The sequence below is a fragment of the Synechococcus sp. R60.1 genome, assembly GCF_047461835.1.
Lineage (GTDB): Bacteria > Cyanobacteriota > Cyanobacteriia > Thermostichales > Thermostichaceae > Thermostichus.
On sequence record NZ_JANSIA010000037.1, the window covers coordinates 1 to 25,751 of the forward strand.

The 25,751-nt window shown below is 59.4% G+C and carries 22 protein-coding genes; 16 read left to right on the forward strand and 6 right to left on the reverse strand.

The window, feature by feature from the left end:
- Window positions 1-72: 72 nt before the first annotated feature.
- The 3 genes from NW834_RS06905 (at window position 73) to NW834_RS06915 (ending at window position 2,193) form a co-directional block, all read left to right on the forward strand.
- A complete protein-coding gene (locus NW834_RS06905) occupies window positions 73-354 on the forward strand; it encodes a hypothetical protein (protein ID WP_414426264.1) in 282 nt (93 codons plus the stop codon).
- Window positions 355-816: 462 nt separating this feature from the next.
- The gene (locus NW834_RS06910; RefSeq protein WP_414349864.1) at window positions 817-1,293 is read left to right on the forward strand and encodes a VOC family protein; all 477 of its coding nucleotides are present in this window, start codon (window positions 817-819) and stop codon (window positions 1,291-1,293) included.
- An 18-nt stretch (window positions 1,294-1,311) separates the two neighbouring features.
- Window positions 1,312-2,193, forward strand: coding sequence for a Tab2/Atab2 family RNA-binding protein (locus NW834_RS06915; RefSeq protein WP_011432767.1), 882 nt, complete (start codon window positions 1,312-1,314; stop codon window positions 2,191-2,193).
- A 361-nt stretch (window positions 2,194-2,554) separates the two neighbouring features.
- On the opposite strand, the gene psbQ is transcribed toward NW834_RS06915, so the two are convergent.
- Window positions 2,555-2,998 (reverse strand): photosystem II protein PsbQ, encoded by a 444-nt coding sequence (psbQ, locus tag NW834_RS06920; protein ID WP_414349863.1) that lies wholly within the window; start codon window positions 2,996-2,998, stop codon window positions 2,555-2,557.
- Window positions 2,999-3,141: 143 nt separating this feature from the next.
- Between psbQ and NW834_RS06925 the strand changes: the two genes are divergently transcribed.
- The 10 genes from NW834_RS06925 (at window position 3,142) to NW834_RS06970 (ending at window position 14,554) form a co-directional block, all read left to right on the forward strand.
- Window positions 3,142-4,320 (forward strand): TRC40/GET3/ArsA family transport-energizing ATPase, encoded by a 1,179-nt coding sequence (locus NW834_RS06925; RefSeq protein ID WP_414419528.1) that lies wholly within the window; start codon window positions 3,142-3,144, stop codon window positions 4,318-4,320.
- Window positions 4,321-4,453: 133 nt separating this feature from the next.
- On the forward strand, window positions 4,454-5,020 hold the full coding sequence (locus NW834_RS06930) for a thylakoid membrane photosystem I accumulation factor (protein WP_414388589.1): 567 nt from the start codon (window positions 4,454-4,456) through the stop codon (window positions 5,018-5,020).
- The gene (locus tag NW834_RS06935; protein ID WP_041436379.1) at window positions 5,017-5,301 is read left to right on the forward strand and encodes a hypothetical protein; all 285 of its coding nucleotides are present in this window, start codon (window positions 5,017-5,019) and stop codon (window positions 5,299-5,301) included. Before NW834_RS06930 ends, NW834_RS06935 begins: the two co-directional genes overlap by 4 nt.
- A gap of 51 nt (window positions 5,302-5,352) precedes the next feature.
- Window positions 5,353-6,222: a prohibitin family protein gene (locus NW834_RS06940; protein ID WP_414418528.1), complete on the forward strand. Its 870-nt coding sequence runs from the start codon at window positions 5,353-5,355 to the stop codon at window positions 6,220-6,222.
- A gap of 515 nt (window positions 6,223-6,737) precedes the next feature.
- The gene (locus tag NW834_RS06945; RefSeq protein ID WP_414419631.1) at window positions 6,738-7,757 is read left to right on the forward strand and encodes an HD domain-containing phosphohydrolase; all 1,020 of its coding nucleotides are present in this window, start codon (window positions 6,738-6,740) and stop codon (window positions 7,755-7,757) included.
- A gap of 44 nt (window positions 7,758-7,801) precedes the next feature.
- On the forward strand, window positions 7,802-8,092 hold the full coding sequence (locus NW834_RS06950; RefSeq protein ID WP_011432759.1) for a YlxR family protein: 291 nt from the start codon (window positions 7,802-7,804) through the stop codon (window positions 8,090-8,092).
- 396 nt (window positions 8,093-8,488) lie between these two features.
- Window positions 8,489-11,653, forward strand: a complete 3,165-nt coding sequence (infB, locus tag NW834_RS06955; RefSeq protein ID WP_414419630.1) for a translation initiation factor IF-2 — start codon at window positions 8,489-8,491, stop codon at window positions 11,651-11,653.
- A gap of 126 nt (window positions 11,654-11,779) precedes the next feature.
- A complete protein-coding gene (locus tag NW834_RS06960) occupies window positions 11,780-13,609 on the forward strand; it encodes a proline--tRNA ligase (RefSeq protein ID WP_414426265.1) in 1,830 nt (609 codons plus the stop codon).
- A gap of 21 nt (window positions 13,610-13,630) precedes the next feature.
- Window positions 13,631-14,248, forward strand: a complete 618-nt coding sequence (locus NW834_RS06965) for a hypothetical protein (RefSeq protein WP_414419628.1) — start codon at window positions 13,631-13,633, stop codon at window positions 14,246-14,248.
- An 18-nt stretch (window positions 14,249-14,266) separates the two neighbouring features.
- Window positions 14,267-14,554: a hypothetical protein gene (locus tag NW834_RS06970; protein ID WP_414419627.1), complete on the forward strand. Its 288-nt coding sequence runs from the start codon at window positions 14,267-14,269 to the stop codon at window positions 14,552-14,554.
- An 82-nt stretch (window positions 14,555-14,636) separates the two neighbouring features.
- Here NW834_RS06970 and NW834_RS06975 read toward each other — a convergent pair whose 3' ends face one another.
- Together NW834_RS06975 and NW834_RS06980 are read right to left on the reverse strand one after the other, a co-directional pair.
- Window positions 14,637-15,686, reverse strand: a complete 1,050-nt coding sequence (locus tag NW834_RS06975) for a hypothetical protein (protein WP_414351943.1) — start codon at window positions 15,684-15,686, stop codon at window positions 14,637-14,639.
- 339 nt (window positions 15,687-16,025) lie between these two features.
- Window positions 16,026-16,511 (reverse strand): hypothetical protein, encoded by a 486-nt coding sequence (locus tag NW834_RS06980; protein WP_414344337.1) that lies wholly within the window; start codon window positions 16,509-16,511, stop codon window positions 16,026-16,028.
- Between the two features lie 178 nt (window positions 16,512-16,689).
- Between NW834_RS06980 and NW834_RS06985 the strand changes: the two genes are divergently transcribed.
- A complete protein-coding gene (locus NW834_RS06985) occupies window positions 16,690-16,824 on the forward strand; it encodes a hypothetical protein (RefSeq protein ID WP_414351941.1) in 135 nt (44 codons plus the stop codon).
- A gap of 407 nt (window positions 16,825-17,231) precedes the next feature.
- Here NW834_RS06985 and tkt read toward each other — a convergent pair whose 3' ends face one another.
- Window positions 17,232-19,232, reverse strand: a complete 2,001-nt coding sequence (gene tkt, locus NW834_RS06990; protein ID WP_414419626.1) for a transketolase — start codon at window positions 19,230-19,232, stop codon at window positions 17,232-17,234.
- 175 nt (window positions 19,233-19,407) lie between these two features.
- Here tkt and lipA point away from each other — a divergent pair, with 175 nt between their 5' ends.
- Entirely contained in the window at window positions 19,408-20,301 is an 894-nt protein-coding gene (lipA, locus tag NW834_RS06995; protein WP_414331107.1) for a lipoyl synthase, read from the forward strand.
- A 91-nt stretch (window positions 20,302-20,392) separates the two neighbouring features.
- On the opposite strand, the gene NW834_RS07000 is transcribed toward lipA, so the two are convergent.
- Complete coding sequence (locus NW834_RS07000) at window positions 20,393-21,667, reverse strand: dihydrolipoamide acetyltransferase family protein (RefSeq protein ID WP_414419625.1); 1,275 nt, start codon at window positions 21,665-21,667, stop codon at window positions 20,393-20,395.
- Window positions 21,668-21,748: 81 nt separating this feature from the next.
- On the reverse strand, window positions 21,749-24,214 hold the full coding sequence (gene ppsA / locus NW834_RS07005) for a phosphoenolpyruvate synthase (RefSeq protein ID WP_414419624.1): 2,466 nt from the start codon (window positions 24,212-24,214) through the stop codon (window positions 21,749-21,751).
- A 329-nt stretch (window positions 24,215-24,543) separates the two neighbouring features.
- Here ppsA and NW834_RS07010 point away from each other — a divergent pair, with 329 nt between their 5' ends.
- A complete protein-coding gene (locus NW834_RS07010; RefSeq protein WP_414426266.1) occupies window positions 24,544-25,497 on the forward strand; it encodes an RluA family pseudouridine synthase in 954 nt (317 codons plus the stop codon).
- Window positions 25,498-25,751: the final 254 nt, after the last annotated feature.

Here is a 25,751-nt window from a genome sequence, read left to right on the forward strand (position 1 = left end):
CCCCCCCCCTCCTATTTTTTTACAACCACAATCCGCCCTCCCCCTACTGGGTTGCGTCTCGTGGGCGGGTAGATGTGTATAAGACACCGGGCTTGGGTGGAGGGGTTGGAGTTGGGGTTGCCAGGGCAACTGCAGCCGGGGCAGGTGGTGGTGGAACAGGGGCAGGCGGTGGCGGTGGTTGGGGTCTTGGCGGCGGCGGCGGAGGGGCCTCCTGGGGAGGGGCGGCCTGAGATTGAGGTGGACTGCCTTGAGACGGAGGGGCTTCTACCCGCTCACCCCCATCGCGGGAATCAACTTCTGAAACCAGATCTGCTTCCTCTGGGGGCTGCAGATCTTCTGGATCCAGAAGGATAAACTCAATGGCTTCTTGTTCTGGCTCGCGAGTGAGCCAAAGCCGCCCCAAGTGGAGCAATCCCAGCAGCACCAGCACGTGCAGCAGCAGCGACAGCGCCACCATCCAAAAAAAGTTGCGAGATTCATCCTCGCGGCGGCGCTGCTCAATCCAGATGCTGGTCATAGCCAAGATTGCCCTTTCCTTTCTTCAACGCTCTCAACACACCGAGTTGTCTGTTGCAGACTGGGCCACGGGGGTAACACCCCAGCTAGTGTTATAGCATCCGAGCAGTTGGCACTCCTGCGCAAAGGCGTATAGTCTATCTCGGGCTCGGGAAGGGATCCCACCTTGCAGCAGCTCTAAGATCGCCTACCTTGAAAAGAGCGGGGATCCCATTAGCCGGGGAAAAGCCCCACAGCTCGGGGTGCTGGCTCTGATGTTGGCTGGTGGGGCACTTTTGGTGGCTTTTTAGGAGCGACGTTATGGAACCCATCCGCTTTCATCTGGCCTTTCCAGTTGCCGATATTGCCTTGGCCAAGGCCTACTACGGCGATGGCTTGGGCTGTGAGATCGGTCGAGAAACCTCTGCTGCCGTTATTTTTAACCTGTACGGCCATCAACTGGTGGCCCACCTCACCCACGAAGAGCTGACGCCCCAGCGGGGCATCTACCCTCGTCATTTTGGCCTGATCTTCCCTACCCAAGGGGATTGGCAGGCGCTGGCCGACCGTGCCTTGGCGCGGGCCTTGCCCTTTTATCAAGAGCCGCGCTGGCGCTTTGTTGGCACCCCCTTGGAGCATGGCACCTTCTTTTTGCAGGATCCCTTCCATAACCTGCTGGAGTTTAAGTACTACCGCCACGCTTCCGCCATTTTCGGGGAGCGGGAATTGGCCTTGGTCGGGGACAGTGCTTCCCACCGCTCGCGCGAACGATCCCCGGCCCGCTCAAGTGGCATGTAGTGCAAACAGGAGGAACCTTTGGCCACTCAACCCCTGCGTTCTGGCCCTGCGCGCGGCCCTATCTGGCAGATGGATTTCAACGCCGTCCCCCTGCGGGATGAGCAGAACCGAAGGGTTTGGGAGCTGTTGGTATGCGATCCCACCGGCCGGTTTCGCCAAGCGCAGTATTGCAGTAACCAAGAGGTGAACAGCACCTGGGTGGCACGACAGTTGCGGAGCTACCTCGAAGCGGCTCCCCAGCCTCCCTCGGCCATTCGTGTGTTTCGAGCCCGCATGAGTTCCATCCTGCAACGGGCCTGCGATGCGGTTGGGATCCCGATGCTGCCCAGTCGTCGCGTTTACACCCTCAAAGCTTGGATGCGAGAACGGGCAGAGCAGGTTTACCCTCAAGAGACTCAGTTTACCTACAGCCCCGAACCTCCTGTGGATCCGGATCCGCCGGATCCCATCCGTCTGCCGGACAAGTTACAGGGAGAACGCTGGGCCTTCGTGACCTTGCGAGCTGAGGATCTGCGGGAAGCCGACGCCTGGCCGATAGAATTTGGCGAGCTTTTTCCGGTTGCCTGGGACACTTTGACGCCCGACACATTGGCACCAGTGGTGCGGAGCACCCTCATTCCCGGCTTGGTGATTACCTCGCAGCGGGCTTTGCCGATGGCAGCCTGGATGAGCGGTATGGAACCCGCCTACTTGAGTGTGGCAGACGGCCGGCTACTGCTCGAGGCGGGCCTCAACGATTGTTATCTGTTTGCACAATTGAGAGATGAAACACTGCGAACAGAGGCAGAAGTCTTTGCCCAGCGCCAGCAGCAGGCCCAGGGGCTCCACTTTCTTGCCATTCAAACCGATCTCAGGGCCCAGTCTTTCGCCGGCTTCTGGCTGATGCAACATCCGCTGTAAGTAGCAGCCGTTACAGCCTGTTTGTAAATTACAGTCATTTCAAACTAGATTGAGACACTCCCCAAACGCTCCGCGCCGCTGCCGCGACCACCCCCAGCTCCTCTCCCAGAGGGAGAGGGGAGTTAGAGACCAATGCGACAGAAATGTTTCATTACCTGTTTAAAAAATGACTACACTACTTGAAATGACTGCGTTTTCGATTCAAACTAGGGCCCTGCATCCGCACCCAAAACCTTGAATGCGCAGGGCCAGAAGGCTTTTCAAGGACTCCGTCCCGCTGGCGCGATCAGTGGCCTAGGCGTCTCACCCTAACTTGAAACCACCATATCGCCAAAGTCGCCAAAGAGAGAAGGGATCCTCACTAGGAAAACACAGCCTCCAGCGCCTGCAAGGTCTTTTTCACCTTGGCCTGGGCTGCCTCCACCTCGGGTTGGTCATAGGCTTTGGCGGCAAAGTCTAGTTGTTCTAAGCTGCGGCCCATCTCCTTAGCCAGGCGCAGCACTTCCCGCTTTTGTTTATCTGGCAGGGTAGCCGCCAGGCCGGTCAAGGTCTTACGAGTGAGTCCCATCGGCCCGTGGATGTAGGAGCGGATCTCCAACCAGTCCTCCGCCTCCACCAGGCTTTGCAGCCGCTCTACCTGTTGCTCCAGTTGTTGCAGCTCTCGGGGCAGGCCAGCAGCCGCTTGCACAGAAAGGGATCCCAGCCACAGCCCCAATGTCAGGATGGCAACCAGCAACACACTCCGCCAGCGACAGATCATCACATACCTCCCACATGCCTGCAACAGGCTTGACTTCTTGGCCATGATTGCCATCAGCTTTTTGGCAATCATTTGGTAATCAAATGAATAGTTTACCCGCTGGCTGCACCTCAGCCCCTTGGCTGCCTCTCGAAGAGCACAGCAAATCGGTTAGGCTAGGGATGTAAAAGAATGTAAATGGCACTCTCATGCAACGCATCATCCTCATGACCGGCAAGGGTGGAGTCGGCAAAACCTCGATGGCGGCGGCGACCGGCTGGCGTTGTGCCGAGATTGGCCTGAAAACTTTGGTGCTGAGCACAGATCCGGCCCACTCTTTGGCCGATAGCTTCGATCAGCCCTTGGGCCATGAGCCGGTCGAGGTCAAACCTAACCTTTGGGGGGCGGAGCTGGACGCCCTCAACGAACTGGAGCTGAATTGGGGATCCGTCAAAACCTACATTACCCAGGTGTTGCAGGCGCGAGGGCTAGATGGGGTGCAGGCACAGGAGCTGGCGATTTTGCCAGGGATGGATGAGATCTTTGCCCTAGTGCGGGTGAATCGCCATTACGACGAAGGCAAGTTCGATGTGTTGATCATCGACTCGGCCCCTACAGGCACGGCCCTGCGCCTCTTGAGCCTGCCGGATGTTTCTGGCTGGTACATGCGCAGGTTCTACAAACCCCTGCAGGGGCTGGCGCAAATGCTGCGTCCTATTGCCGAGCCGATTGTGAAGGGGCTGACCGGGATCCCGCTGCCGAATGACCAGGTGCTGGATGCTCCTTATGAGTTCTATCAGAAGATTGAGCGGCTGGAGCACATCCTCACCAACAACCGCATCACCTCAGTGCGGCTGGTCACTAACCCCGAAAAGATGGTGATCAAAGAATCGCTGCGGGCCCACGCCTACCTCAGCCTTTACGGGGTGGCCACCGATTTGGTGATTGCCAACCGCATCTTGCCCGATGGAGTGGTGGATCCCTACTTTGCCGCCTGGAAGGCAGCCCAACAGAAATATCGCCAGGAAATCCACGAAAACTTTGCCCCCCTGCCGGTCTTCGAGATCCCGCTGTACTCCGAGGAGTTGGTGGGATGGGACGCCCTAGCCCGCCTGAAAAAAGACCTCTGGGGGGATCGCAACCCGGCGGACGTGCTCTATGCCGAGCAAACCCTGAATGTGGTAACCGACAACGGCCAGTACCGGCTGGATCTTTACTTGCCCGGGATCCCGAAAGAGCAGGTGGAATTGACCAAAACCGGGGATGAGCTGAACATCCGCATCGGCAACCACCGCCGCAACTTGGTTCTGCCCCAGACTTTAGCGGCCATGACCCCGGCCCGCGCCAAGATGGAAGAAGACTACCTGCGCATTCATTTTGCTGCTTGAGGCTGTAGCTGCTCTTGGTTGCGTCAGTGTTGAACGGCAACGGGGCAGCGTCAGCGCCAGATGGCACAATGAGGGTGTTCCCTACTTCTAAAGATGGATCGCCGAGGATCCCTTCTCAGAAGAGGATGAGATCATGCCGTTGCTTCGTATCTTCCTGGTGGCTCTGCTCATCGCTTTGACAGGTTGGTTTTCCCCTCCCGCCAGCGCCCTGCTCAACGACGACCGTTACGATGGCAACATCTTTGCCCTCTACGGGGCCAATGGCGGCATGATCCCCCCCCGCGTTTCCTTGAAGCAGGCGAAAGAGCAAGGGATCCCGGCCCTCCTCGTGTATTACATCGATGACAGTAGCGATTGCAAAAAATACGCCGCCACCATTGCCAACCTGCAGGTTCGCTACGGGCTGGGGGTCTATTTCATCCCCTATTCCGTCGATTCCCTCCTGCCCGGCGACGAGCGCGGCCAATACTACACCGGACAAGTGCCTCAAACCCTCCTCTTCGACCCAGAGGGAAATATCGTCTATCAATCCGTCGGCAACCGCCCCATCACCGAGGTGGAAAACGCTATTCGCGCCCTCTTCAAGTTGGATCCCGTTCCCCCAGGGCTGATCAAAGCCAAACCCTTCAACGAGATCCAAACCGGATTTGCCGGATCCCGTTCTCCCCAAGCCTACCCCCCCACAAAAGCCCAGCCGTGACGGCCAATCCCGATCCCTTTGATCCTCTCGAGGCTCTGCAGGAAAAACTCCAGAGTCTCCAGGCTCGTCTTGCCGACCTCAGAGAATTGGAGCGCATAGCCCAGCTTTCCCCTGAACAATGGGCCGAAATCCAAGCTGAAGCCAGTCAACTGGAGCAACGCCTGCAGGCTTATGTGCTAGAGGTGTTTAATCCTGTCCCCGCTACCTTTTGGCAGGTGGTACGCTTCGGCGGCCTTGGCCTGCTGCTGGGCATTGCCCTGCAGCGCTGGGTGCTGAGCTAGCCAGCACACCCCTTAAGATAAAAAAGCTCTTGGATCCCGGAGCCCTTGCCCATGCGCATGCGACGCCCTAGACCATTTAGTCTTGACCGCAAGACTTCGCGCTTTCTGCCTCTGCTGGGCCTGCTTTTGGCGCTGCTGACCCCCCTGCCCCGTTGTCTGCTGGTTGTCCAACCCGGCTACGAAGCCGTCATCTTCAACCGCCTCACGGGAGTGGAAATGACTCCCCGCCGCGAGGGGATCCATCTGCTGATTCCGGTGCTGCAGTTCCCCACCCTTTACGATGTGCGCACCCAAACCTACAACATGACCAGCCGAAGTGAAGAGCGCAGCGTCAAAGCCGACGATACCCTCACCGCTCTCACTGCCGATGGGCAACGGGTGGATCTGGATGTTTCGGTGCGCTATCGCCTGGATCCGGATCGGGTTCCCGAAATCCATCGCAATGTAGGCCCCGATTACCTGAACAAAATTATTCGCCCCGCCTCCCAAGCCGTGGTGCGCAATGTTATCGCCCGCTATTCGGCCATTGGCGTTTATTCTGAGCAACGAGCTGAAATCCAAGAACAAATTGCCGCTGAGCTCTCTCGCCTAATGCAGCCAGAAGGGCTGGTGCTGCAGAGCTTGCTCTTGCGCAATGTGGAATTTTCCAAAGAGTTTCAGTCGGCCATCGAAGCCAAACAAATTGCCGAGCAAGAGAAGCAAAGAGAAGTGTTTCGCGTAGAGCAGGCTCAACTCATCAAACAACGAATGATTGTCAAAGCCAGCGGTGAGGCCCAAGCCATCGCCCTCAAAGGGGAAGCGCTGCGCAGCAACCCGAACGTCATCCAGCTCGAGTATGTCCGCAACTTGCCCGACGACATCCAAGCCATCGTCAGCGAGCAAAACACCATCCTCAATCTGGGGGACTTTCTCAACAAGTAATCGATTCGAGAGTCCCAAGTTAGGATTGGATCCATCCAGTTCAGGTGCATCCACTCCAAGCCCGTTCTCAACAGACCATCAGCCCCAGCCCCTCTCCCAGAGAAGTGTTGCTGCTGTGCCCCTTAATTTCTTGATGGGCCGTAATTCTCGGCCTTTGCATTCATTTTGCATTCATAGAGAACCCAGCACTCTCCGGTACTCCGGGGGCCAAATACCGGGCCCGACACTCAACTGGCAAGCTGACGTAGGAGCCTGGGGAGTTGACTGGGGCATCCACTCTCCGGAGCATCTGTATCAGACTAAACAGAAGGAGGCTGCCAGGATATCTAGGCTTTGTACAATTGCTCACAAAGCCCTGGGTTGATGGGAGAAAACCCTTCCCTTTCCCGGAGCAGCTCAGTGTAAAGCCTGATGCTCTTTTTTCTCTGATGGGATTACCGTAGAGGTGTTGCTACTGGGATCCTGCAGTGACCAGCTTTTCCTGTGCCCAACTCGCCAAACTCGAGATGCCCAAGATGCCCGTGACAGTTGGGATCCCTGTCACACCTTCTGCGGATGAGGCGGATGAGACAGAGATCGGTCATCTTTTGATCGTCGATGATCAGCCCAACAGCCGCCTGCTGCTGGGGGATCTGCTGCAGAGCATTGGCTATCGGGTCAGCGAGGCCGAAAGCGGCAATCAAGCCCTGCAAATGTTGAAAACCTTCCAGCCGGATCTGATCTTGCTGGATGTGATGATGCCGGGGTTGGATGGGTTCGAGGTCTGTCGGCGCATCAAAGCCAATGACGAGACGCGTTTGATCCCGGTGGTGCTGATTACAGCGGCCAGCGATCGCAAAAATCGCGTGCGCGGTATTGAAGCTGGGGCAGATGATTTCTTGAGCAAGCCCTTTGACGAGTCGGAATTGTTGGCGCGGGTGCGTTCCCTCGTTCGCCAAAAGCACCTCAATGAAGACTTGGATCATGCTGCTCAGGTTCTGTTCGCCATTGCCCGCAGTGTGGAAAGCCGGGATCCCACCACCGGGGATCACTGTGAGCGCCTGGCACAAATGGCCAAGAGCTTCGGCGAGTTTTTGCATCTGCCCCGTCCCCTGATCAAGGTGCTGATGTGGGGAGGTTACCTGCACGACATCGGCAAAGTGGGCATACCCGATGCCATCTTGGGTAAAACAGGCAAGCATACGCCGGAAGAGTGGGAGGTGATGAAATCCCATGTCTTGATCGGGGAGCAAATCTGCCGCCCACTACGCACCATGAAAGAGGTGTTGCCCCTCATCCGCCACCACCACGAGCGTTGGGATGGCAGCGGTTATCCCGACGGCCTCAAGGGGGAAGAGATCCCCCTGGTGGCCCGCATCTTTCAGATCATCGACATCTACGACGCCCTCACCTCAGAGCGACCTTACAAGCGAGCGTTCACCGTTCAAGAGGCCATAAGCATCTTGCGGGAAGAAACAGACAGGGGTTGGCGGGATCCCCAGTTGGTGGAGTATTTCTTTGAGTTTCTGCGATCGCGGGCGCCAGATTTGGAGTAGGCTAGATAGGGCTTGCTTGTAGTGTACCAGCAGGATAGAGTCTCTTGCCGGGTGCCGATCCGCTGCGCCGTTGTGTAGGGTGTCGCCAGTTGTTTCCTCGCTCACAACTGTGGCGGCTGGTCAGACAATTTGATTCCCACCAAGTGCTTTTGGGCGGGGGTATGGGGCGCTCTGCCTATGTCTGTCGGCGGCTGGAATGTCTGCAAGCAGCCCGGCGCAAGCAACAGATAAACCGAGCCCTCAAGGCACCTGTGCCTGACTCGTTGTTCCAACGGCTGCTGGATTCTCTTGAGCAAGATTCCCAGGGACATCTCCTCCAAAAGCCTGAGCCTTAGAGGTATTCCCAATGTAGGTAAGATATTCAAAGCGCCTCTTCAGGTTCGCTAAGTTGCGAACCACACGGCAGCCCCTCTCAACTGTCAGAATGGGAGTTGGCTGGAAAACTGAGGCCAAGTGGGATGAACTGCAGAGAGGTTATTCTGGAGGCGCTGTTGACATTTGCTCGTTCTTCCTCGGTTGCTTTACTGGATGTCCCCTGTGGATGTTGCCAGAGCAGCTTCAGACCTGGGTTCCCTTCAGGCCGGATCCCCGGAGGATTGCCGAGCTGTTCTCGATGCGCCGGAGGAAGCCCCCGCAAGCCCGAAAGGTTCGGCTCAACCCAATAACTTGGTTCCCATTGAGTTTGGATAGTAAAACTGACGAGAAGTAAAGGAGCAGAGGCTAGCAGACGAATGACCGATAAAGTTCGAATTTATGATATTGCCCGTGAGATGGGGCGTGACAGTCGGGATGTGCTGGAGGTTTGTGAGCAACTGGGGATCCCTTTCAAAACCCACAGCAGCACCATTTCTCCGGAGCAAGCTGAGTTGGTGCGCAGCAAGCTGGGCGCCCCCCACATTGTGAAACCTCCTCGACCCCGGCCCAAACCCCCATCTGAAAGCCTGCCGCCGGAGCCTCCTGCTGAAGCCAAAGTCGGTGAGCGCCCTCAGCAGAAAGTTCCCGGCACCGCCAGCGCGATCGTCGGCATTCGTCGGCCCGCGCCTGCTCAGCAGCCAGCTCCAGTTGGCGAAGCCAAGACTGCTGAAACTCTGCCGGCTGCCAAGCCCTCGCTGTCTCGACCTGAGCGAGTCTCCCCCGAAAAGGGATCGGCTGGTGGTGCTCAGCTCATAGGCCCACCGCGGCGGCAGGTTACCCCTCTTGTCCGCTCGTCTGAGGCCACCCAAAAGCCGGAGACTGTTTCTCAACCGGCAACCCCTCCCACTCCCTCTGAGTCTGCCGCGGCCAAAGCCAGCGGCTCGGAGCCCAGTCCTGTGGCCAAGCGCCCAATCGTACTCTCGCCCCCTCAACGAGCTACCTCCGGGACAAAACCGCCGGCAGAGCGGCCTGAACCGCCGCAAAAAGCTCCCGAGCCCAGTCGCCCCAGCCCCTCAGAAGCACCATCCCCCAGCCACGCCCGCGTTCCTCAGCCTGCGGAAGAAAAAGCTCCTTCTCCTCCACCTGCGCAGCGCCCCCGTCCACAACTGGTGAGCGCACCCGTTCGCCCTGGCACGCGCTCCCCGGCAACCAAAGAAGACAGTGTCAGCAGCGGCAAAGCCGGTGAAGCCCCTCGTCCGCAGCGGCGGATGGAATTGGTGGGGCCCCCTACCCGTCCTGTGGCCAAGCCGGCTCCCCCTGAGCCAGATGCCGCCTCTCCCTTGCCAGAAAGAATCCCTGGGGAACGTCCCAGCCCGGTGTTGGTAGAGGCTCCTGTAAGACCTACCCCACCCAAGGTCAAGCGCAAAACGGAAGAAGAAGAGGACGACGAGCTACAAGCTCTCAGTCGGCGGGCTGCCCGCGTCCAAGCCAAACGCAAACGCAGTCGGAGACGGGGGGAAGGAGATGGAGATGGTTTGGATTTGGATCCCATGACCATCATTTCAGCGGTCAAGCAGGCTGAGCTGAACGCCCTCAAGCCCTTGGCTCGCCCCACCGCCAAGCCTCCTTCCTATCGCCCACCCGCGGCAACGGCTGCTCCCCCTGCCCGCCCCCGCCCTGCTGCCCGTTTGCAGCAGCAACCTACCTCCGCTGAGGCTGGTGCTGCCGATCGCGCTAGCGGGACAGAGCCCTTGCCCGAAGAGAAGGTGTTGCTCTTGGATGGCAGCCTCACCGTTCAGGAATTGGCCCATCGCCTGCGCGTGGCCGAAACTGAGATCATCAAAACCCTCTTTTTCAAGGGGGTGATGGTGACCATCAACCAGGTCTTGGATGAGTCGCTGGCCGAGTCGGTGGCCAAAGAGTTGGGCTACGAGATTCGCCGGCCCAAGGCAGAACCCGAGGCTAAAAAAACCGAAATGCTGGACGTGGAGGACATCGACCATCTGGTCTCGCGTCCGCCGGTGGTAACCATCATGGGCCACGTGGACCACGGCAAAACCACTCTCCTCGATGCCATCCGCGACACCAAAGTGGCGCAGGGAGAGGCTGGCGGGATCACCCAGCGCATCGGTGCCTACCATGTGGATGTGAACTTTGAAGGCCAGAAGCGGCGCATCGTTTTCCTGGATACTCCTGGCCACCAGGCTTTTACCGCCATGCGCGCCCGGGGAGCCCGCGTCACCGACATTGCGGTTTTGGTGGTGGCCGCCGACGATGGGGTACAACCGCAAACTCTGGAAGCGATCAGCCATGCGCGGGCGGCTCAGGTGCCGATCATCGTGGCCATCAACAAGATCGACAAGCCCGGCAGCCAGCCAGAGCGCATCAAGCAGCAGTTGGCGGAGCACGGCCTATTGCCAGAGGAGTGGGGTGGCGACACGCCCATGGTGGAGGTGAGCGCTCTCACCCGCCGTAACCTGGATGCTCTGCTGGAGATGATCCTATTGGTGGCCGATGTGGCGGAGCTGCAGGCCAACCCCAATCGTCCCGCTCGCGGCACGGTGATCGAGGCCCACTTGGACAAAGCCCGCGGGCCAGTGGCCACTTTGTTGGTGCAAAACGGCACCCTGCGGGTGGGGGATACCCTGGTGGCCGGCGCAGTGCTGGGCCGGGTCAAAGCGATGATGGACGACCGCGGCCAGCGGTTGCAGGAAGCTGGGCCGTCTTCGGCGGTACAACTGCTGGGCTTGGATGAAGTCCCGGCAGCCGGGGATGAGTTTCAGGTTTACACCGACGAAAAAGAGGCCCGTCGCATTGCCCAAGAGCGGGCGGAGGTGCTGCGGCAAACCCGTCTACAACAGGCGCTGCTGTCTCGTCGCGTGAGCTTGGGTAGCGTTTCCGCCAAAGCCCAAGAAGGTCAGCTCAAGGAGTTGAACTTGATCATCAAGACGGATGTCCAGGGATCCGCCGAGGCCATTCAGACAGCGCTGCGGGATTTGCCCCAAGAGGAAGTCCAGTTGCGGGTTCTGCTGGCGGCCCCTGGCGAGATCACGGAAACCGACGTGGATTTGGCTGCGGCCAGCGACGCCATCATCCTCGGCTTCAACACCACCCTGGCCCCCGGCGCCCGTCAGGCTGCCGATGACAAGGGCGTGGATGTGCGGGAGTACGACATCATCTACAACCTGCTGGACGATCTGCGGGCGGCCATGGAGGGCCTGCTGGAGCCGGAAGAAGTGGAGGAGCCGCTGGGCCAAGCGGAAGTGCGCATGGTGATCCCCATCGGGCGCGGTGCGGTTGCCGGCAGCTATGTGCTCTCGGGCAAGGTGCAGCGCAATGCTCTGGTGCGAGTTCGCCGCAGAGGGGAGGTAGTTTACGAGGGACGTCTAGACTCCCTGAAGCGCTTCAAGGACGATGTGCGGGAAGTGGCTGCGGGCTTCGAGTGTGGGATCGGCATCGACAAGTTCCAATCCTGGCAGGAAGGCGACATCATCGAGGTGTACCAGATGGTCACCAAGCGGCGGATGCTGGCCTCTGTCTAGCTTCATCAAGGCACTTCAGGTTGGCCTGCCGGTCAGGCCTGTGTTCTCGGGCAGAGGATCCCAGACAGGGAGGGAAAATTTGAGCTGATCGCGTAAGCGGGACGGAGTCCTCAGAGGGGGGAAGGGATGCAACAAAGCCAGAGACTGAGCCAGATGCTGTTTGTAACGCTGCGGGAGGATCCCGTTGAGGCCGAGCTGCCCAGCCACAAATTGCTGCTGCGGGGCTGCTTTATCCGGCGGCTCTCCCCAGGGATCTACACCTATCTGCCGCTCCTCTGGCGGGTGCTGCAAAAGATCTCGGAGATTGTCCGGGAGGAGATGAACGCCATCGGCGCTCAGGAGTGTCTTTTGCCCCAGCTGCAGCCGGCAGAGATCTGGCGGGAGTCGGGCCGCTGGGAGGTGTACACCCAGGCGGAAGGGATCATGTTTGCCCTTAAGGATCGCCAGGGACGTGAGCAGGCCCTAGGCCCCACCCATGAGGAGGTGATCACCTTGCTGGCCCGGGATCTCATCCGCTCCTATCGCCAGTTGCCGCAGACACTCTACCAGATCCAGACCAAGTTCCGGGATGAGATTCGACCCCGCTTTGGCCTGATGCGAGGGCGGGAGTTCATCATGAAAGACGCCTACTCCTTCCATGCCAACGAGGAAAGCCTGCGCCAGACCTACCAGGATATGTACCGAGCCTATAGCCGCATCCTCAGGCGCTGTGGGCTGGAGTTTCGCGTGGTGGATGCTGATGCCGGGGCGATCGGGGGGCCATCGGCGGCCTCGCAGGAGTTTATGGTGCTGGCCTCTGCCGGAGAAGATGAGATTCTCTACACGCCCGATGGCTCCTATGCTGCCAATGTGGAGAAGGCCGTCTCCATCCCGCCGCCAGCGGCAGAGTCTCCCTACGGATCTTTTCAGGTGTTGGATACACCGGGGACGGAGACCATTGACAAGCTCGCCGATTTCCTGAAGATTTCCCCCACCCTTATCGTCAAAAACGTCCTCTACCAAGCCCTTTACGACAACGGCCTGCGGGTGGCAGTGCTGCTCAGCATCCGCGGGGATCAAGAAGTCAATGAGGTCAAACTGGCCAACCACCTCAGCCGCTTGGCAGAGCGCTACCAAGCCAGCAAATTGCTCAAGCTCACCTTGGCGGATGCCGAGATCCAAAACAGTTGGCAGGGGGATCCCATCCCGGTGGGCTACATTGCCCCCGACTTGCCGGATAGCTGTCTGGGCCGGCAAAAAAACCTTGCCCCCCAGATCCTGCGCTTGGCCGACCAGACGGCAGCCCTGCTGCAGAACTTTGTGACCGGCGGCAACCAGGTGGGGCAGCACGTGGTGGGGGCCAACTGGGGCGAGCAATATCCCCTGCCGGAAGTGGTGGATGTGCGCAAGGCACAGGCGGGGGATCGGTGTTTGCTCAACCCCGACCAGATTCTGGAAACGGCTCGTGGCATCGAGATCGGCCATATCTTCCAGTTGGGTCTCAAGTTCTCACTGCCGATGCGGGCCACTTTTACCGACGAACAGGGATCCGAGCAGCCCCTGTGGATGGGCTGTTATGGCATTGGGGTATCCCGCTTGGCCCAGGCGGCGGTGGAACAGTCCCACGATGCCAACGGGATCATCTGGCCCGTGGCCATTGCCCCCTATCACGTAGTGGTGGTGGTGCCCAACATCTCCGACCCCGAGCAGATGAGCGTGGCAGAGAAACTGGTGCAGGATCTCGCTACTGCCGGCATCGAGACCCTCTGGGATGACCGGGACGAGCGGGCCGGCGTCAAGTTCAAGGATGCAGATCTCATCGGGATCCCCTATCGCCTCACCACGGGGCGCAGCCTCAAACAAGGCAAGGTGGAACTCACCGAGCGGGCCAGCGGCCAAGCCACGGAAATTCCCATTGAAGAAGTGGTGACTACCCTGAAAGAGCGGATTGAAGCAGCCCTAGCTGTGCCGGACTGAGCGTGGCTTCTCCTGAACTCCATGCTGAACATCTCCATTCTTAAAGAAGACGAATCCTATACTTTTCGCTCTTATTTTGAGATGCCCTACGAGCCAGATGAAATCTTGGCTCAGTTTGGCTATCGACTGGAAATTGGGGAGTGGACATGGCCTGTTGCCCCTGCGCCGCCGCAAACCCCAGTTTTGAAAGATCGGATCCGACAATTGTTACCTTTGGTTAGCCTCACCAGCGAAACAGCGCGGCGGGAATTGCTGGTGGCTCCTGTGCTGACCGAAGTGGCTCTCCATTGTCGAGTTCCTTTGCGGCTGGAGTATCCCCTGATGGTCAACAATTGGTTGAAGGGCAGCCTCGATTATCTGTTGCGAGGGAAGAACATCCTGCTGGTGGTTGAAGCCAAAAAGGACGATCTAACGCGAGCCTTTGTGCAAATGGCTGTAGAAATGATTGCCCTGGCGCAGGTGGAGCAGCAGGCTCAGATCTACGGTGCAGTGACGATGGGGTCTATCTGGCAGTTCGGACAAATTCTTGCCGATCAGCAGGTGATCGAACAAGACTTAACGCTGTATCGGGTACCTGAGGAGCTAGAAACCATTGCCGGCATTCTCACTGCCATGGTCAGCAACCCCAGCCCATCGTGAATTTAGTGACCATAAGTCATGAATCAAAAAACAGTCTGGTTTGCCCTGAAGTTGATGCTGGCTGCTGCCGGGATCAGCACAGCCATCAAATATGGTGGCCCTTACTTGGCCTTGCCGGAGCAAATACCGGTGGTGATCGGGATGATCGTTTTGCCCACCTTGATCATGGCCGGGATCCTGTGGCGCTGGCAAATGCAGTCTCCTCTATCCAAAACTCCCCTACAAGCCGGCAAGGGATCCCTGGGAATTGAAGATGATAGAGCCTTCACCCCCAGCCCTTCTCCCAGGGGAGAGAGGGAAGTCTGAACTGCTGGACATGGAAGGCTGCCCAGATCCCTTGATGGGTGGGGGGAAGGCTATCGGGATGGATTGGGATCCCTTGAACCCCTTACTGCTGGGTAAGGCGCAAGGTTACCGTTGGGCTGGTTTGGTTGCCGGAAGTGGCCGTGAGATTCACCTGATACACCGTGCCAGAGGCCGGAATGGGAGGTCGAACGGTGATTGTGAAACGGCCCTGGGCATCTGCCTGCACAGTTTGGTTGGTCACGGTCTGTTGGGCGCTGATGATGCCGCCCAGAGAAGTAGAAGCCGTTACATTCACCCGCACCGAAGCATTGGGAGCTGTAGTGCCCTGCAGCGTAAACGAAGAACCGGAAACCCGATCCCCATCCCGCAGGTTGGTGATCTGAGGCAAGAGGGGGCTGGGGGCGCTGACTGTAGCGGAAACCTCTTGGGTGGTCAGCCGCTGGATGCCCCCGGTGGCCCCTTCGATCAGGCGGGCCGGTTGTTCGGCGGTCATGAAGCGCACTTGGCCGCCATTTTCCAAGCGGGCGACGACGATCCCTTCCCGGGTGGTATCTTTCGCCTCGATTAGGGCATTCACCACATAGGTGCCGCTGGAGACTTCCTGAGCCGGCAGGGTTTGCACTTGCCGTCCATCTTGGATGAGGTAAACCGTCACCCGGCTGGAAGGAGTGCCTTTGACGGTAACCAGCAGGATTTCCCCGGCTGCCAAGGGGCGACTGCCGGCATTGTGATCCACCAGGTCGATGGAAGCGCGGACAGGGCTACCCACGGTGAAGCTCCAGGTCACGCGGCGGGTCACCCCCTGGGTATTGGTGAACTCCAGCAAGACTTCCCGACGCCCCGGCGGCAGAGGTTGGGCAGGGCGATAGGTGAAGAAATCGCGGGTGATCACCGACTGGGACGTGACATCTTGACCATCCACAAAAACCCTCACCGTTTCCGGGCGCACGCTGACGCCATCTTGGCTGCGGAAAGAAGCCGAGATTGGGGAGGTAGGTTCAACATTGGTGGCCGCTTGAGCTGGGCTGGGATCCGTAATTTGCTGAGCCCTTGCAGGCAAGCTCGACAACCCCACAACCGCAGCACCGATCACCAAGGCCCGGGGAAACCAGGAATACAAGTTATCGCTCATGAGACCATCCAAGAAAAGGATAGAGTACAGACAGACTACACAGGCAACAAGCCCAGAGAAAGGCTAAACAGAGTCCGGCAGAACATCGGCCTCGATATCCTGTTCGAATCCTGTCACAGGGGATGGCCCCTGTCGATACGCCTAAACCTCTGATCGGCTCTCCAATAGACTCAATCCCAGCGTCAAAACCGGGCAAAGTCAACTGCCATCTACCGTGTGGGATCCCATGTCCATCCTGGCAAAATCCAGAAGATGACTGTAGGTGAGGATGTAAGGGATCCCTTTGAAGGATTTGACTTAACTTGTGTTCGATGGGTAATCGATGGGTATCAGCTCATCTCAATTCACAAAAATAGCCCCTGTCGCTTGCAGATCGAGGCAGTGGTCGCCGGAGACATCGTTGACCAGGCGCACTTCTACAGTGATCACGTTGAAAGAATCCACGCTCACCTGGTAGCCCACAGGAGCCAACATCGGCGTGTTGATGGCCATGCAGTTGGGGATCAGCAGGTTGCTCAGGCGCAACGTTTCGCCTGCAGGCAGTTCCGAGACCTTCTGACGGGGATCGGTAAAGCCGTATTCCAAAGGCAGACCGGTGCGATTGCGGATCACCAGCTCTGCCGGCAGGTCGGGGTTGAAGCGGGCCACTGGGCGATCAAAAACCAATTGATCGACACCCACCGGTAAGCGCGGCAACGGCACTGTCTGAAAGGTAGGCTGAGCGGCAACCCAGAGGGATCCCTGCAACAACCCTCCGCCAACCCAGCCGCCCAGCAGAGTCGCCAACGTCAAAACCATTCTTTTGCTCCGTTCTGCATAGCTCATGGCTTTCGCCTCAGGATGTGCTTCCAGACTGGTGGGAGTTGGATCCCTTGCCTGCTTGTATTGTTCCCAAAAACGGCTGGCCGGGCCAGATGGCTGCTGTTTTTTCCAGGGTATGCCCCAACCAGCTAAGATCCCGTGGGGGGGAAGTTAAGTTAGAGTTGGCAATGCAAAGGGAGGCATGGCCATGCCAGCAGAACCGAAAAAGTCGGAGAAAAACTTCTCGTGGAAGGGCAGTGCCGACGCGGGCCGGGCGCTGACGATTTTGGCTGCCGTGGGAGCCGCGGTGATTTTACTGGCGGGGTTCCTACAGTAGGCAAACAGTAGGCAAAGCTGTTTGTGTCTGCAGCCGGCACAAGCACCTCAGCACGGCGGCGGAAGCCAAAGTTTCTTCTTCAAGGCGATTTCAAGGCGATGGTGGCAGCCTGCTCGACTTCCAACTTGCCTTCAAGGATCATCCCCGCCATGGTTGAAGATGTCCTCAAGGCAAAGGTGTTGTCTGCGGGGCAGGAAGCCGCCCTCGACTGCGTTCTCCGCCATGGCTGCCCTACAGAAAGAAGCAGATCCGGATGCTTTGGAAGTCCTGCTGATTGGTTGATGCGAGGTTCGCTACGCCTGTCCGGGTCACGCCGCTGGGCAGCAGGCTCAACAGGGAAAAAAGCCCAGCAGAGAAGGGATCCCTGCTGAGCCCCTTGAAAGCGCCGAGGAAGGGGTAAAGTGCCCTCAGCCCAGCAGCCGGCGGGCAGTGTTGACCACGTTTTCCACCGTGAAGCCGAACTTCTCCATGCACACCGGGCCGGGGGCAGAGGCGCCAAAGCGATCGATGCCAATGGCCACCCCCTCAAACCCCAGGTACTTGTGCCAGCCGAAGGTGGAACCTGCCTCGACGGAGACGCGCTTGGTGACGTTGGGGGGCAGAACCGAGTCTCGGTAGCTCTGGGGCTGGGCCTCAAACAGCTCCATGCAGGGCATAGAGACCACCCGCACTGCCCGGCCTTCCTGCTTTAGTTGGGCGGCAGCTTTCACTGCCAGCTCCAGTTCAGAGCCGGTGGCGATCAAGATCAGCTCTGGGTTGGGGGCATCCACCACCACATAGGCCCCTTTGGCTACGCCTTCAATGGAGGTGCCTTCCACCGGGTTGACCGCCTGCCGGGTGAACACCAGCACAGAAGGGGTGGTCTTGGCTTCTAGGGCCACCTGGTAAGATCCCACTGTTTCGCGGGCATCTGCCGGGCGCAGCACATAGAGGTTGGGGATAGCCCGTAGGGAAGCCAGTGTCTCAATGGGCTGGTGGGTGGGGCCATCTTCTCCCAAGGCGACGGAGTCGTGGGTCATGACGTGCAGCACCCGCACTTGCGAGAGGGCCGATAGGCGGATGGCAGGCCGCATGTAGTCTGTGAAGATCAAAAAGGTGGCGTCGTAAGGGATGAGGCCTCCATGAAGCGCCATGCCGTTGGCGATGGCTCCCATGCCGTGTTCCCGCACCCCAAAGCGGAAGTTGCGCCCCTCGTAAGATCCAGCCTGAAACTCTGGGATCCCTTTTAAATAGGTCATGTTGGAGTGGGCGAGATCTGCGGATCCCCCCAGCAGTTCCGGCACCGCTTTGGCCAAGGCATTCAGACACAACTTGGAGAGGTTGCGGGTGGATTCTCTGCCGGTTTCGGCAATGGGCGCCAGGGCTTCTTTCCAGCCCACAGGCAGCTCCCCGGCCATGATGCGCTTGAACTCGGCGGCCTCTTCGGGGTAGGCCTTCTCGTAGGCGGCAAAGCGCTCGTTCCACTCCGCTTCGGCCTTGGCCCCTTTTTCGATGGCCTGGCGGAAGTGGGCCAGCACCTCGTCGGGAATGTAAAACTCCGGCTCCAGAGGCCAACCCAGGTTTTGTTTGGTGAGCTTCACCTCTTCCGGTCCCAAAGGCGCCCCGTGGACGCTCTCGCTGCCGGCCTTGTTGGGGGATCCGTAGCCGATGGTGGTCTCGACAATAATCAAGGACGGCTTGTTGGTGACTTCCTTGGCTTTCTGGATGGCCTCGGCGATCCCTTTCAAGTCGTGGTTGCCATCCTCTACTTTTTGCACATGCCAGCCGTAGGCTTCATAGCGTTTGCCCACATCTTCCGTAAAGGCGATTTCCGTTCTGCCGTCGATGGAGATGTGGTTGCTGTCGTAAAGCATGATCAGCTTGCCCAGTTGCAGGTGGCCGGCCAGAGAAGCTGCTTCAGAAGCCACCCCTTCCATGTTGCAGCCATCGCCCAAGATCACGTAAGTGTAGTGATCCACAATGGTGTAACCGGGCTTGTTGAAGCGGGCGGCCAGATGGGCCTCGGCAATGGCCAACCCTACCGCATTGCCCACCCCTTGCCCCAGCGGGCCGGTGGTCACCTCCACCCCCGGAGTTTCAAAGTTTTCCGGGTGGCCGGGGGTTTTGGAGCCCCACTGGCGGAACTGCTTAATGTCCTCCAGGCTTACATCGAAGCCGGTTAGGTGCAGCAGCGCGTACTGCAGCATGCAGCCATGCCCCGCCGAGAGCACAAAGCGATCCCGATCCACCCACTTGGGGTTGCGGGGGTTGAACTTCATGAACTGCTGCCACAACACATAGGCCATGGGTGCTGCTCCCATCGGCAGGCCAGGGTGGCCGGAGTTGGCCTTCTGAACAGCATCCACCGCCAAAAAGCGAATCGTATTGATGGCAAGTTGTTCCAGAGAGGGAGGAGCAGCAACAACCATGTGGGATCCCTATCGCTCGACATTTGCTTTCCAGTATGCCGCGTTTTGGGTCTTGCTTCCGAGGCGCTAGGGATCAATTGGGCCGGGAAATTGGCTTTGTCCAAATTCCAACGGGGCCAAATGGCAGGCTAAGCTGAGTGATACCGTCGCTGCTGTTTTGTGTTGGAGCACTTCTTTGACCGTTGTTTCTTCTTCTCCTGGCGGCAAACCCTCCTGGCTGCGGGCCAAGGCCCCTCAACGGGTGGGATCCGTCAAACAACTGCTGCGGGACTTGGGCCTAAACACGGTTTGCGAAGAAGCTTCCTGTCCCAACTTGGGGGAGTGCTTCGCCAACGGCACCGCCACCTTTTTGATCATGGGCCCGGCCTGTACCCGCGCCTGCCCCTACTGTGATATCGACTTCACCAAACGCCCTCTGCCCCTGGATGCCACTGAACCCCTGCGGGTGGCAGAAGCAGTGGAACGCTTGGGATTGCGCCATGCGGTGATTACGTCGGTGAATCGGGACGACCTGCCCGATGGGGGAGCCAGCCAGTTTGTGGCCTGCATTGCGGAAATCCGCCGCCGCATGCCCCAGACCACCATCGAGGTCTTGATCCCAGACCTATGTGGTAACTGGCAGGCGCTGCAGCAGATCTTGGCCGCCCGACCGACGGTGCTCAACCACAATACCGAAACGGTGCCCCGCCTCTATCGCCGTGTACGCCCGCAAGGGAACTACGAGCGCTCCCTCAAACTGTTGGAGTTGGCACGGCAATGGGATCCCGGCTTGTACACCAAGTCGGGGGTGATGTTGGGTCTGGGAGAGACAGCCGAGGAGATCTTGCAGGTGATGCGGGATCTGCGCCGGGTGGGTTGTGACATCCTCACGCTCGGCCAATACCTGGCGCCCAGCCCCAAACACCTGCCGGTGGAGCGCTACGTTCCCCCCGAAGAGTTCGACCATTGGCGACGGGTGGGAGAGGAACTGGGCTTTTTGCAGGTGGTGTCTTCGCCCCTAACCCGCAGCTCCTACCATGCCGAGGCTGTGCAAGAGTTGATGCAGCGCTTTCCCAGGAGGAGCTCCTGAGCGCTGGGGCCTCGCCGGCTGCCCGACCTTGTGGGTTGCGCGAGAGAAGAAACCTACTCTGAGATTGGCTCAAGGCCGGGTTTCAGGGCGGCTACAACGTCAGGGATCCCACCTTGTGCTCTATGAGCTGCGCCAGATCTTGCAGGAAGGCCGCTGCATGGGCGCCGTAGATGACACGGTGATCGCAGGTGAGGTTCACCTGCATTTGGGAACGGATGGCAATGGCTTTTTCCGGCGTCGCCACCACCGTGGGGCGAGCAGCGCCAACGGCCAAAATGGCCCCTTGGCCAGGCGGCAAAATGGCGTCGAAGCGATCCACCCCAAACATGCCCAGGTTGGAGAGGGTGAAGGTGCCGCTGGTGTACTCCTCTGGCTGCAGTTGCTTACGCCGCGCCCGCTCCACCAGATCCTTCCAACGGCGGGAGATCTCGTACAGATCGAGCCGGTTGGCCTGCTTCAAGACAGGAGTGATCAGCCCGCCATCCTCCATGGCCACGGCCACGGCGATGTTGATATCCGATTTGTAATGGATGCCGTTTTCTGTGTAGCTGGCATTCAAAAGGGGATGCTTCTCCAGGGTCAGGGCCACCGCTTTGACCAAAAGGGCCGTCAGGGTCACCCCCTTAGGCTTTACCTGTTGGTACAGCTGATCCAAGTTGTCGGTGGTGATGGTGTAGCCCACGTGGAACACCGGCACGCCAAGGCTGGCGTTCATGTTGCGCACCACCGCCGCTTGTAGGGTGCTGAGGGGAACTGTCTCTCCCAAGGGGACAGCCACAGGAGTTGGAGGCGCGGGGGCTGGGGCAGAGGGGGCAGCCACTGCAGGAGCGGAAAGGGCCGCTGCCCGCTCCACGTCTTCGGCTATGATGCGACCGTTGGGGCCGGAGCCGCGCACGGTGCGCAGGTCGATCCCCAGGCTTTCCGCCAATTTTTTCGCCCGCGGGGAAGCCACGATCCGCTGGGATCCGGCGCCATCCGATCCATTTGGCAGTGTAGAGGTGGGGGTTGCCGCAGGAGCAGGACTTGTCGGCTGAGCTGCAGAGGCGCGGTCTGCGCTAGGTGGAGCCGCAGGGGTAACGCCAGCAGCGAGGGCTTTGGCTTTTTCCTGAGCTTGGGCCACTTCCGCTTCGCTTTCGGCAATCAGGGCAATGGGGGCGCCCACCGGGGCTGATTCCCCTGCCGGCACCAGGATACTGGCCAGGATGCCGCTGTGGAAGGACTCCACGTCCATGTCCGCTTTGTCCGACTCCACCACCAGGATGTTTTCTCCTTTCTCCACGCGGTCGCCGGGGTTCTTAAGCCAGGTGACGATCTTGCCCGTTTCCATGGTGGAGCTGAGGGCCGGCATGGAGAGTTCGTGGATCATCGATGGGGATGGGAACACAGCAGAAGAGATTGTAACTCAGGAGACGGGATCCCCGCGCACGTCTCTGGGCCGGCTTTGGGCTCACCGGGCGCCAGCCGCTTCTGCTTCGGCCACCACCAGCAGGGTTTTCAACAGGGAATCGGGGTTGAGGCTGATGGAATCGATCCCCGCCTGCACCAGGAAGCGGGCAAATTCAGGGTAGTCGCTGGGGGCCTGCCCGCAGATGCCGATCTTGCGGCCATGGCTTTTCACCGTCTGGATCACCTGGGCGATCATCCGCCTGACGGCCTCGTTGCGCTCGTCAAAAAGGTGGGCCACCAGGGCTGAGTCGCGATCCAGGCCCAGAGTGAGCTGGGTGAGGTCGTTGGAGCCGATGGAGAAGCCGTCGAAGATCTGGCAGAACTCGTCGGCCAGGATGACGTTGCTGGGCAATTCACACATCACGTACACCTGCAGACCGTTTTCTCCCCGCACCAGGCCATGGCGGGCCATCTCTTCCAGCACCTTGTGCCCCTCTTCCGGCGTGCGGCAGAAGGGGATCATCAAGATGACGTTGGTCAGGCCCATCTCATCCCGCACCTGCTTCATGGCTCGGCACTCCAGGGCAAAGCCCTCACGGTAGCGGGGATCCGTGTAGCGGGAAGCCCCCCGCCAGCCGATCATCGGGTTTTCCTCGTGGGGTTCGTAGCGGGATCCCCCCAACAGGTGGGCATACTCGTTGCTCTTGAAATCCGACAGCCGCACGATCACCGGCTTGGGATAGAAGGCGGCAGCAATGGTGCTCACCCCTTGGGCCAGCTTATCCACAAAGTATTCAGGCTTATCGGGATATTGGGCGGTCAGCTCCGCCAGGCGAGGCTCCTCCTTCACCGCCTGCTCGTAGTTGAGCAAAGCCAGCGGGTGGACCTGAATGTGGTTGGCAATGATGAACTCCAGCCGCGCCAGCCCCACGCCATCGCAAGGGATCCCGCTGAGGCCGAAGGCTTTTTCTGGGTTGCCCACATTCATCATCAGCTGGGTGCGGGGACGGGGCAGCTCCTCCAGCGGGATCTCCGTCACCTCATAGGGCAACAGGCCCGGGTAGACCCGCCCTTCTTCCCCTTCAGCGCAGGAGACGGTGATGGGCTCGCCGGAACGGAGCACCTGCGTGGCGTTGCCGCAGCCGACAATGGCCGGGATCCCCAGCTCGCGGGCGATGATGGCCGCATGACAGGTTCTGCCCCCCTGGTTGGTGACGATGGCGCTGGCCTTTTTCATGATGGGCTCCCAGTCGGGATCCGTCTTCTCGGTCACCAGCACCTCTCCGGCTTGGAACTGATCCGAACGGCGCACGTCTAAGATAAGGCGGGCTGTACCCTGACCGATGGCCTCGCCCACCGCCCGTCCCCGCACCAGAGGTTCGGGCCGCGCCTCCGGCTGGGTGAAGCGATAGGTTGTTAGCCGGTTAGCCACTTTTTGCGATTGCACCGTTTCAGGGCGGGCCTGCACGATAAACAGCTCGCCGGTGAGGCCATCTTTGGCCCACTCGATGTCCATCGGCGTGAAATGGCCCCGCTGCGCCGAGTAGTGCTCCTCAATAAGGCAGGCCCACCGAGCCAATTTGAGGATTTCCTCATCCCTGAGAGCGTATTGCCTGCGCAGGCTTTCGGGGACAGCCACGTTTTTGGTGGAACGGGATCCCTCCTCGTCGTAGACCAGCTTCAGGGCCTTGCTGCCCAGCTTGCGGGAGAGAATGGGGCGCAAGCCCTGCTTCAGGGTGGGCTTGAAGACCACATACTCGTCGGGGTTGACGATCCCTTGCACCACGTTTTCCCCCAAACCATAAGCGGCGGTGATGAGCACGGCGTCTTTAAAGCCTGTCTCCGGGTCGATGGAGAACATCACCCCCGAACAGGCCAGGTCGGAGCGCACCATCTTCTGCACCCCCACCGAAAGGGCCACTTGAAAATGGTCAAAGCCCTTGATCTGGCGGTAAGAGATGGCCCGGTCGGTAAACAGGCTGGCAAAACAGCGGTGGCAGGCGTTGAGCACCGCCTTCACCCCATGCACGTTCAAGTAGGTCTCCTGCTGGCCGGCAAAGCTGGCATCCGGCAAGTCTTCGGCCGTGGCGCTGGAGCGCACTGCCACATCGGTGTCGGGGCCATAATGCTCGCACAGCTTCTGGTAGGCTTCGCTGATGGCCTGCTCCAGCTCAGGAGGGAAGGGCGTCTGCAAAATTAAGGTGCGGGCAGCCTTGCCGCGATGGCGCAGGTTGTTCACATCTTCAATGTCGAGATCCCGAAAGATCCCGCGCAGTTTCTCCTCTAGGCCACTAGCGGCGATGAACTGGCGGTAGGCATAGGCAGTGGTGGCAAACCCCAGGGGCACGCGGATCCCTTTGGGGGTTAATTGCTGCAGCATTTCGCCCAACGAGGCGTTTTTCCCGCCCACCTGGGCAATATCCCGCAGCCCCACTTCCGTCAGGGGCAAAACCAAGGGTGGCTCCGACAAGAGCTGGGGTTGGGAGGGTTGCTGAAGCTGGGATCCCAGGGTTGCTCCATCCGACATGCCTTGTCTCCTTAGACCGATTGAACCCATTGCAATCGTTGTGGCGTGCTGTATTGTCTGTCACATCAGGGGCCAAACTCCCCCTGCGCCAGCACTTGGCCCCACTTATTCTCGGCGGGCCATACCCTCACTCTAGTGAGGATTTTCGGCCCCTTAAAATTTCCCAGGGATCCCGTCGAAAAGGCTCAGAAGGCGATGAGACAAAGCAGATCTCCCCGGAAGCTGCCTGAGGAAGTTGCTACAAATCTTCGACCTTTTTTACGCAATGCAAAAGTAGCCGGGCTGCCACAATGGGCAAAGAAGGGAGTTTGACAGCAGGGCCAATGGCGATGGAGGGTCACGAGCAGCCTGCGGCAGAAATTCGCCAGATAAGGGTGACGGAAAAACACCACGGCTCCCGGCTGGATCGGGGGTTGGCGGAGCAACTCCCAGATCTGTCTCGCTCACGCCTGCAGCAGCTCATCCGGGCAGGCCAGGTTTGGCTGAATGGGAAGCCCTGTCTGGATAAAAATCGCCCCTTGCAAACGGGGGATCAGATCGAAGTGCGGATCCCGCCAGCCACCCCGACTGCCCTGCAGCCGGAGCCGATCCCCTTGGACATTCTTTACGAAGATGACGATTTGCTTGTGATCAACAAGCCCCGCGGTTTGGTGGTGCACCCCGCCCCCGGCCACGCCAGTGGCACCCTGGTGCACGCCCTGCTGGCCCACTGCCCCCATCTTTCAGGCATCAACGGCGAGCTGCGTCCAGGTATTGTCCATCGCCTTGACAAAGACACCACTGGTGCCCTGGTGATTGCCAAACACGATCAGGCCCACCAGCACCTACAAGCCCAGATCCAGGCCAAAACCGCCCGGCGCATCTACTTGGGGGTGGTGTTTGGCCGGCCGGCCCAAAGCCAAGGCACCGTCTCTGCCCCCATTGGGAGGCACCCGGTGGATCGGCAGAAAATGGCCGTCCTGACCCCTGGCCAAGGGCGAGTGGCGGTAACCCACTGGCAAGTGTTGGAGCGGCTGGGCAACTACACCCTGATGCAGTTTGAGCTGGAGACCGGGCGCACCCATCAAATTCGGGTGCATGCTGCCCACATGCGCCTACCCATTGTCGGGGATCCCCTCTACACCCAGAGCAAAACCAGCCCTGTTAAGCTGGGCGGCCAAGCTCTCCATGCCTGGAAGCTCTCCTTTGTTCACCCGCGCACAGGCCAGCCGCTGCAGTTTACCGCTCCCCTGCCGGAGGAGTTTGAGCGGCTCTTGCGGCAGTTGCGCAGCCAGGCGGGCTAGGCAGCCTCTGGGGTTTCCCCCTTGCTTTGCCTGGTCATTGCAAACGGCTGTGGAACAGCTGGTTGGTTGATCCCCAGCTCCCCTCGCCCGCAAGGGGTGAGGGTCAGCGGCGAAGGGTCTTCATCTTGTTTGAAACGAGTATGCCCAGTTGTCCCCACACCCGTGGGGGTGAGCGGCAGAGCATGCCTCTAACCCCCAAAACCCTGAACTTTGCTGAATTTACTGAGCTTTAGGCGGTTTGGCAAAAGTCATTG

Excerpts from the sequence above, each read along its gene's own strand:
- NW834_RS06945 (WP_414419631.1), top strand. The coding sequence starts at position 6,738 with ATGCCCGTGACAGTTGGGATCCCTGTCACACCTTCTGCGGATGAGGCG.
- NW834_RS06960 (WP_414426265.1), top strand. The coding sequence starts at position 11,780 with ATGCAACAAAGCCAGAGACTGAGCCAGATGCTGTTTGTAACGCTGCGG.
- NW834_RS07010 (WP_414426266.1), top strand. The coding sequence starts at position 24,544 with ATGGAGGGTCACGAGCAGCCTGCGGCAGAAATTCGCCAGATAAGGGTG.
- NW834_RS06970 (WP_414419627.1), top strand. The coding sequence starts at position 14,267 with ATGAATCAAAAAACAGTCTGGTTTGCCCTGAAGTTGATGCTGGCTGCT.
- NW834_RS06930 (WP_414388589.1), top strand. The coding sequence starts at position 4,454 with ATGCCGTTGCTTCGTATCTTCCTGGTGGCTCTGCTCATCGCTTTGACA.
- tkt (WP_414419626.1), bottom strand. The coding sequence starts at position 19,232 with ATGGTTGTTGCTGCTCCTCCCTCTCTGGAACAACTTGCCATCAATACG.
- ppsA (WP_414419624.1), bottom strand. The coding sequence starts at position 24,214 with ATGTCGGATGGAGCAACCCTGGGATCCCAGCTTCAGCAACCCTCCCAA.
- NW834_RS06980 (WP_414344337.1), bottom strand. The coding sequence starts at position 16,511 with ATGAGCTATGCAGAACGGAGCAAAAGAATGGTTTTGACGTTGGCGACT.
- NW834_RS06985 (WP_414351941.1), top strand. The coding sequence starts at position 16,690 with ATGGCCATGCCAGCAGAACCGAAAAAGTCGGAGAAAAACTTCTCGTGG.
- NW834_RS06975 (WP_414351943.1), bottom strand. The coding sequence starts at position 15,686 with ATGAGCGATAACTTGTATTCCTGGTTTCCCCGGGCCTTGGTGATCGGT.
- psbQ (WP_414349863.1), bottom strand. The coding sequence starts at position 2,998 with ATGGCCAAGAAGTCAAGCCTGTTGCAGGCATGTGGGAGGTATGTGATG.
- NW834_RS06905 (WP_414426264.1), top strand. The coding sequence starts at position 73 with ATGTGTATAAGACACCGGGCTTGGGTGGAGGGGTTGGAGTTGGGGTTG.
- NW834_RS06910 (WP_414349864.1), top strand. The coding sequence starts at position 817 with ATGGAACCCATCCGCTTTCATCTGGCCTTTCCAGTTGCCGATATTGCC.
- NW834_RS07000 (WP_414419625.1), bottom strand. The coding sequence starts at position 21,667 with ATGATCCACGAACTCTCCATGCCGGCCCTCAGCTCCACCATGGAAACG.
- NW834_RS06925 (WP_414419528.1), top strand. The coding sequence starts at position 3,142 with ATGCAACGCATCATCCTCATGACCGGCAAGGGTGGAGTCGGCAAAACC.
- infB (WP_414419630.1), top strand. The coding sequence starts at position 8,489 with ATGACCGATAAAGTTCGAATTTATGATATTGCCCGTGAGATGGGGCGT.
- NW834_RS06965 (WP_414419628.1), top strand. The coding sequence starts at position 13,631 with ATGCTGAACATCTCCATTCTTAAAGAAGACGAATCCTATACTTTTCGC.
- NW834_RS06940 (WP_414418528.1), top strand. The coding sequence starts at position 5,353 with ATGCGCATGCGACGCCCTAGACCATTTAGTCTTGACCGCAAGACTTCG.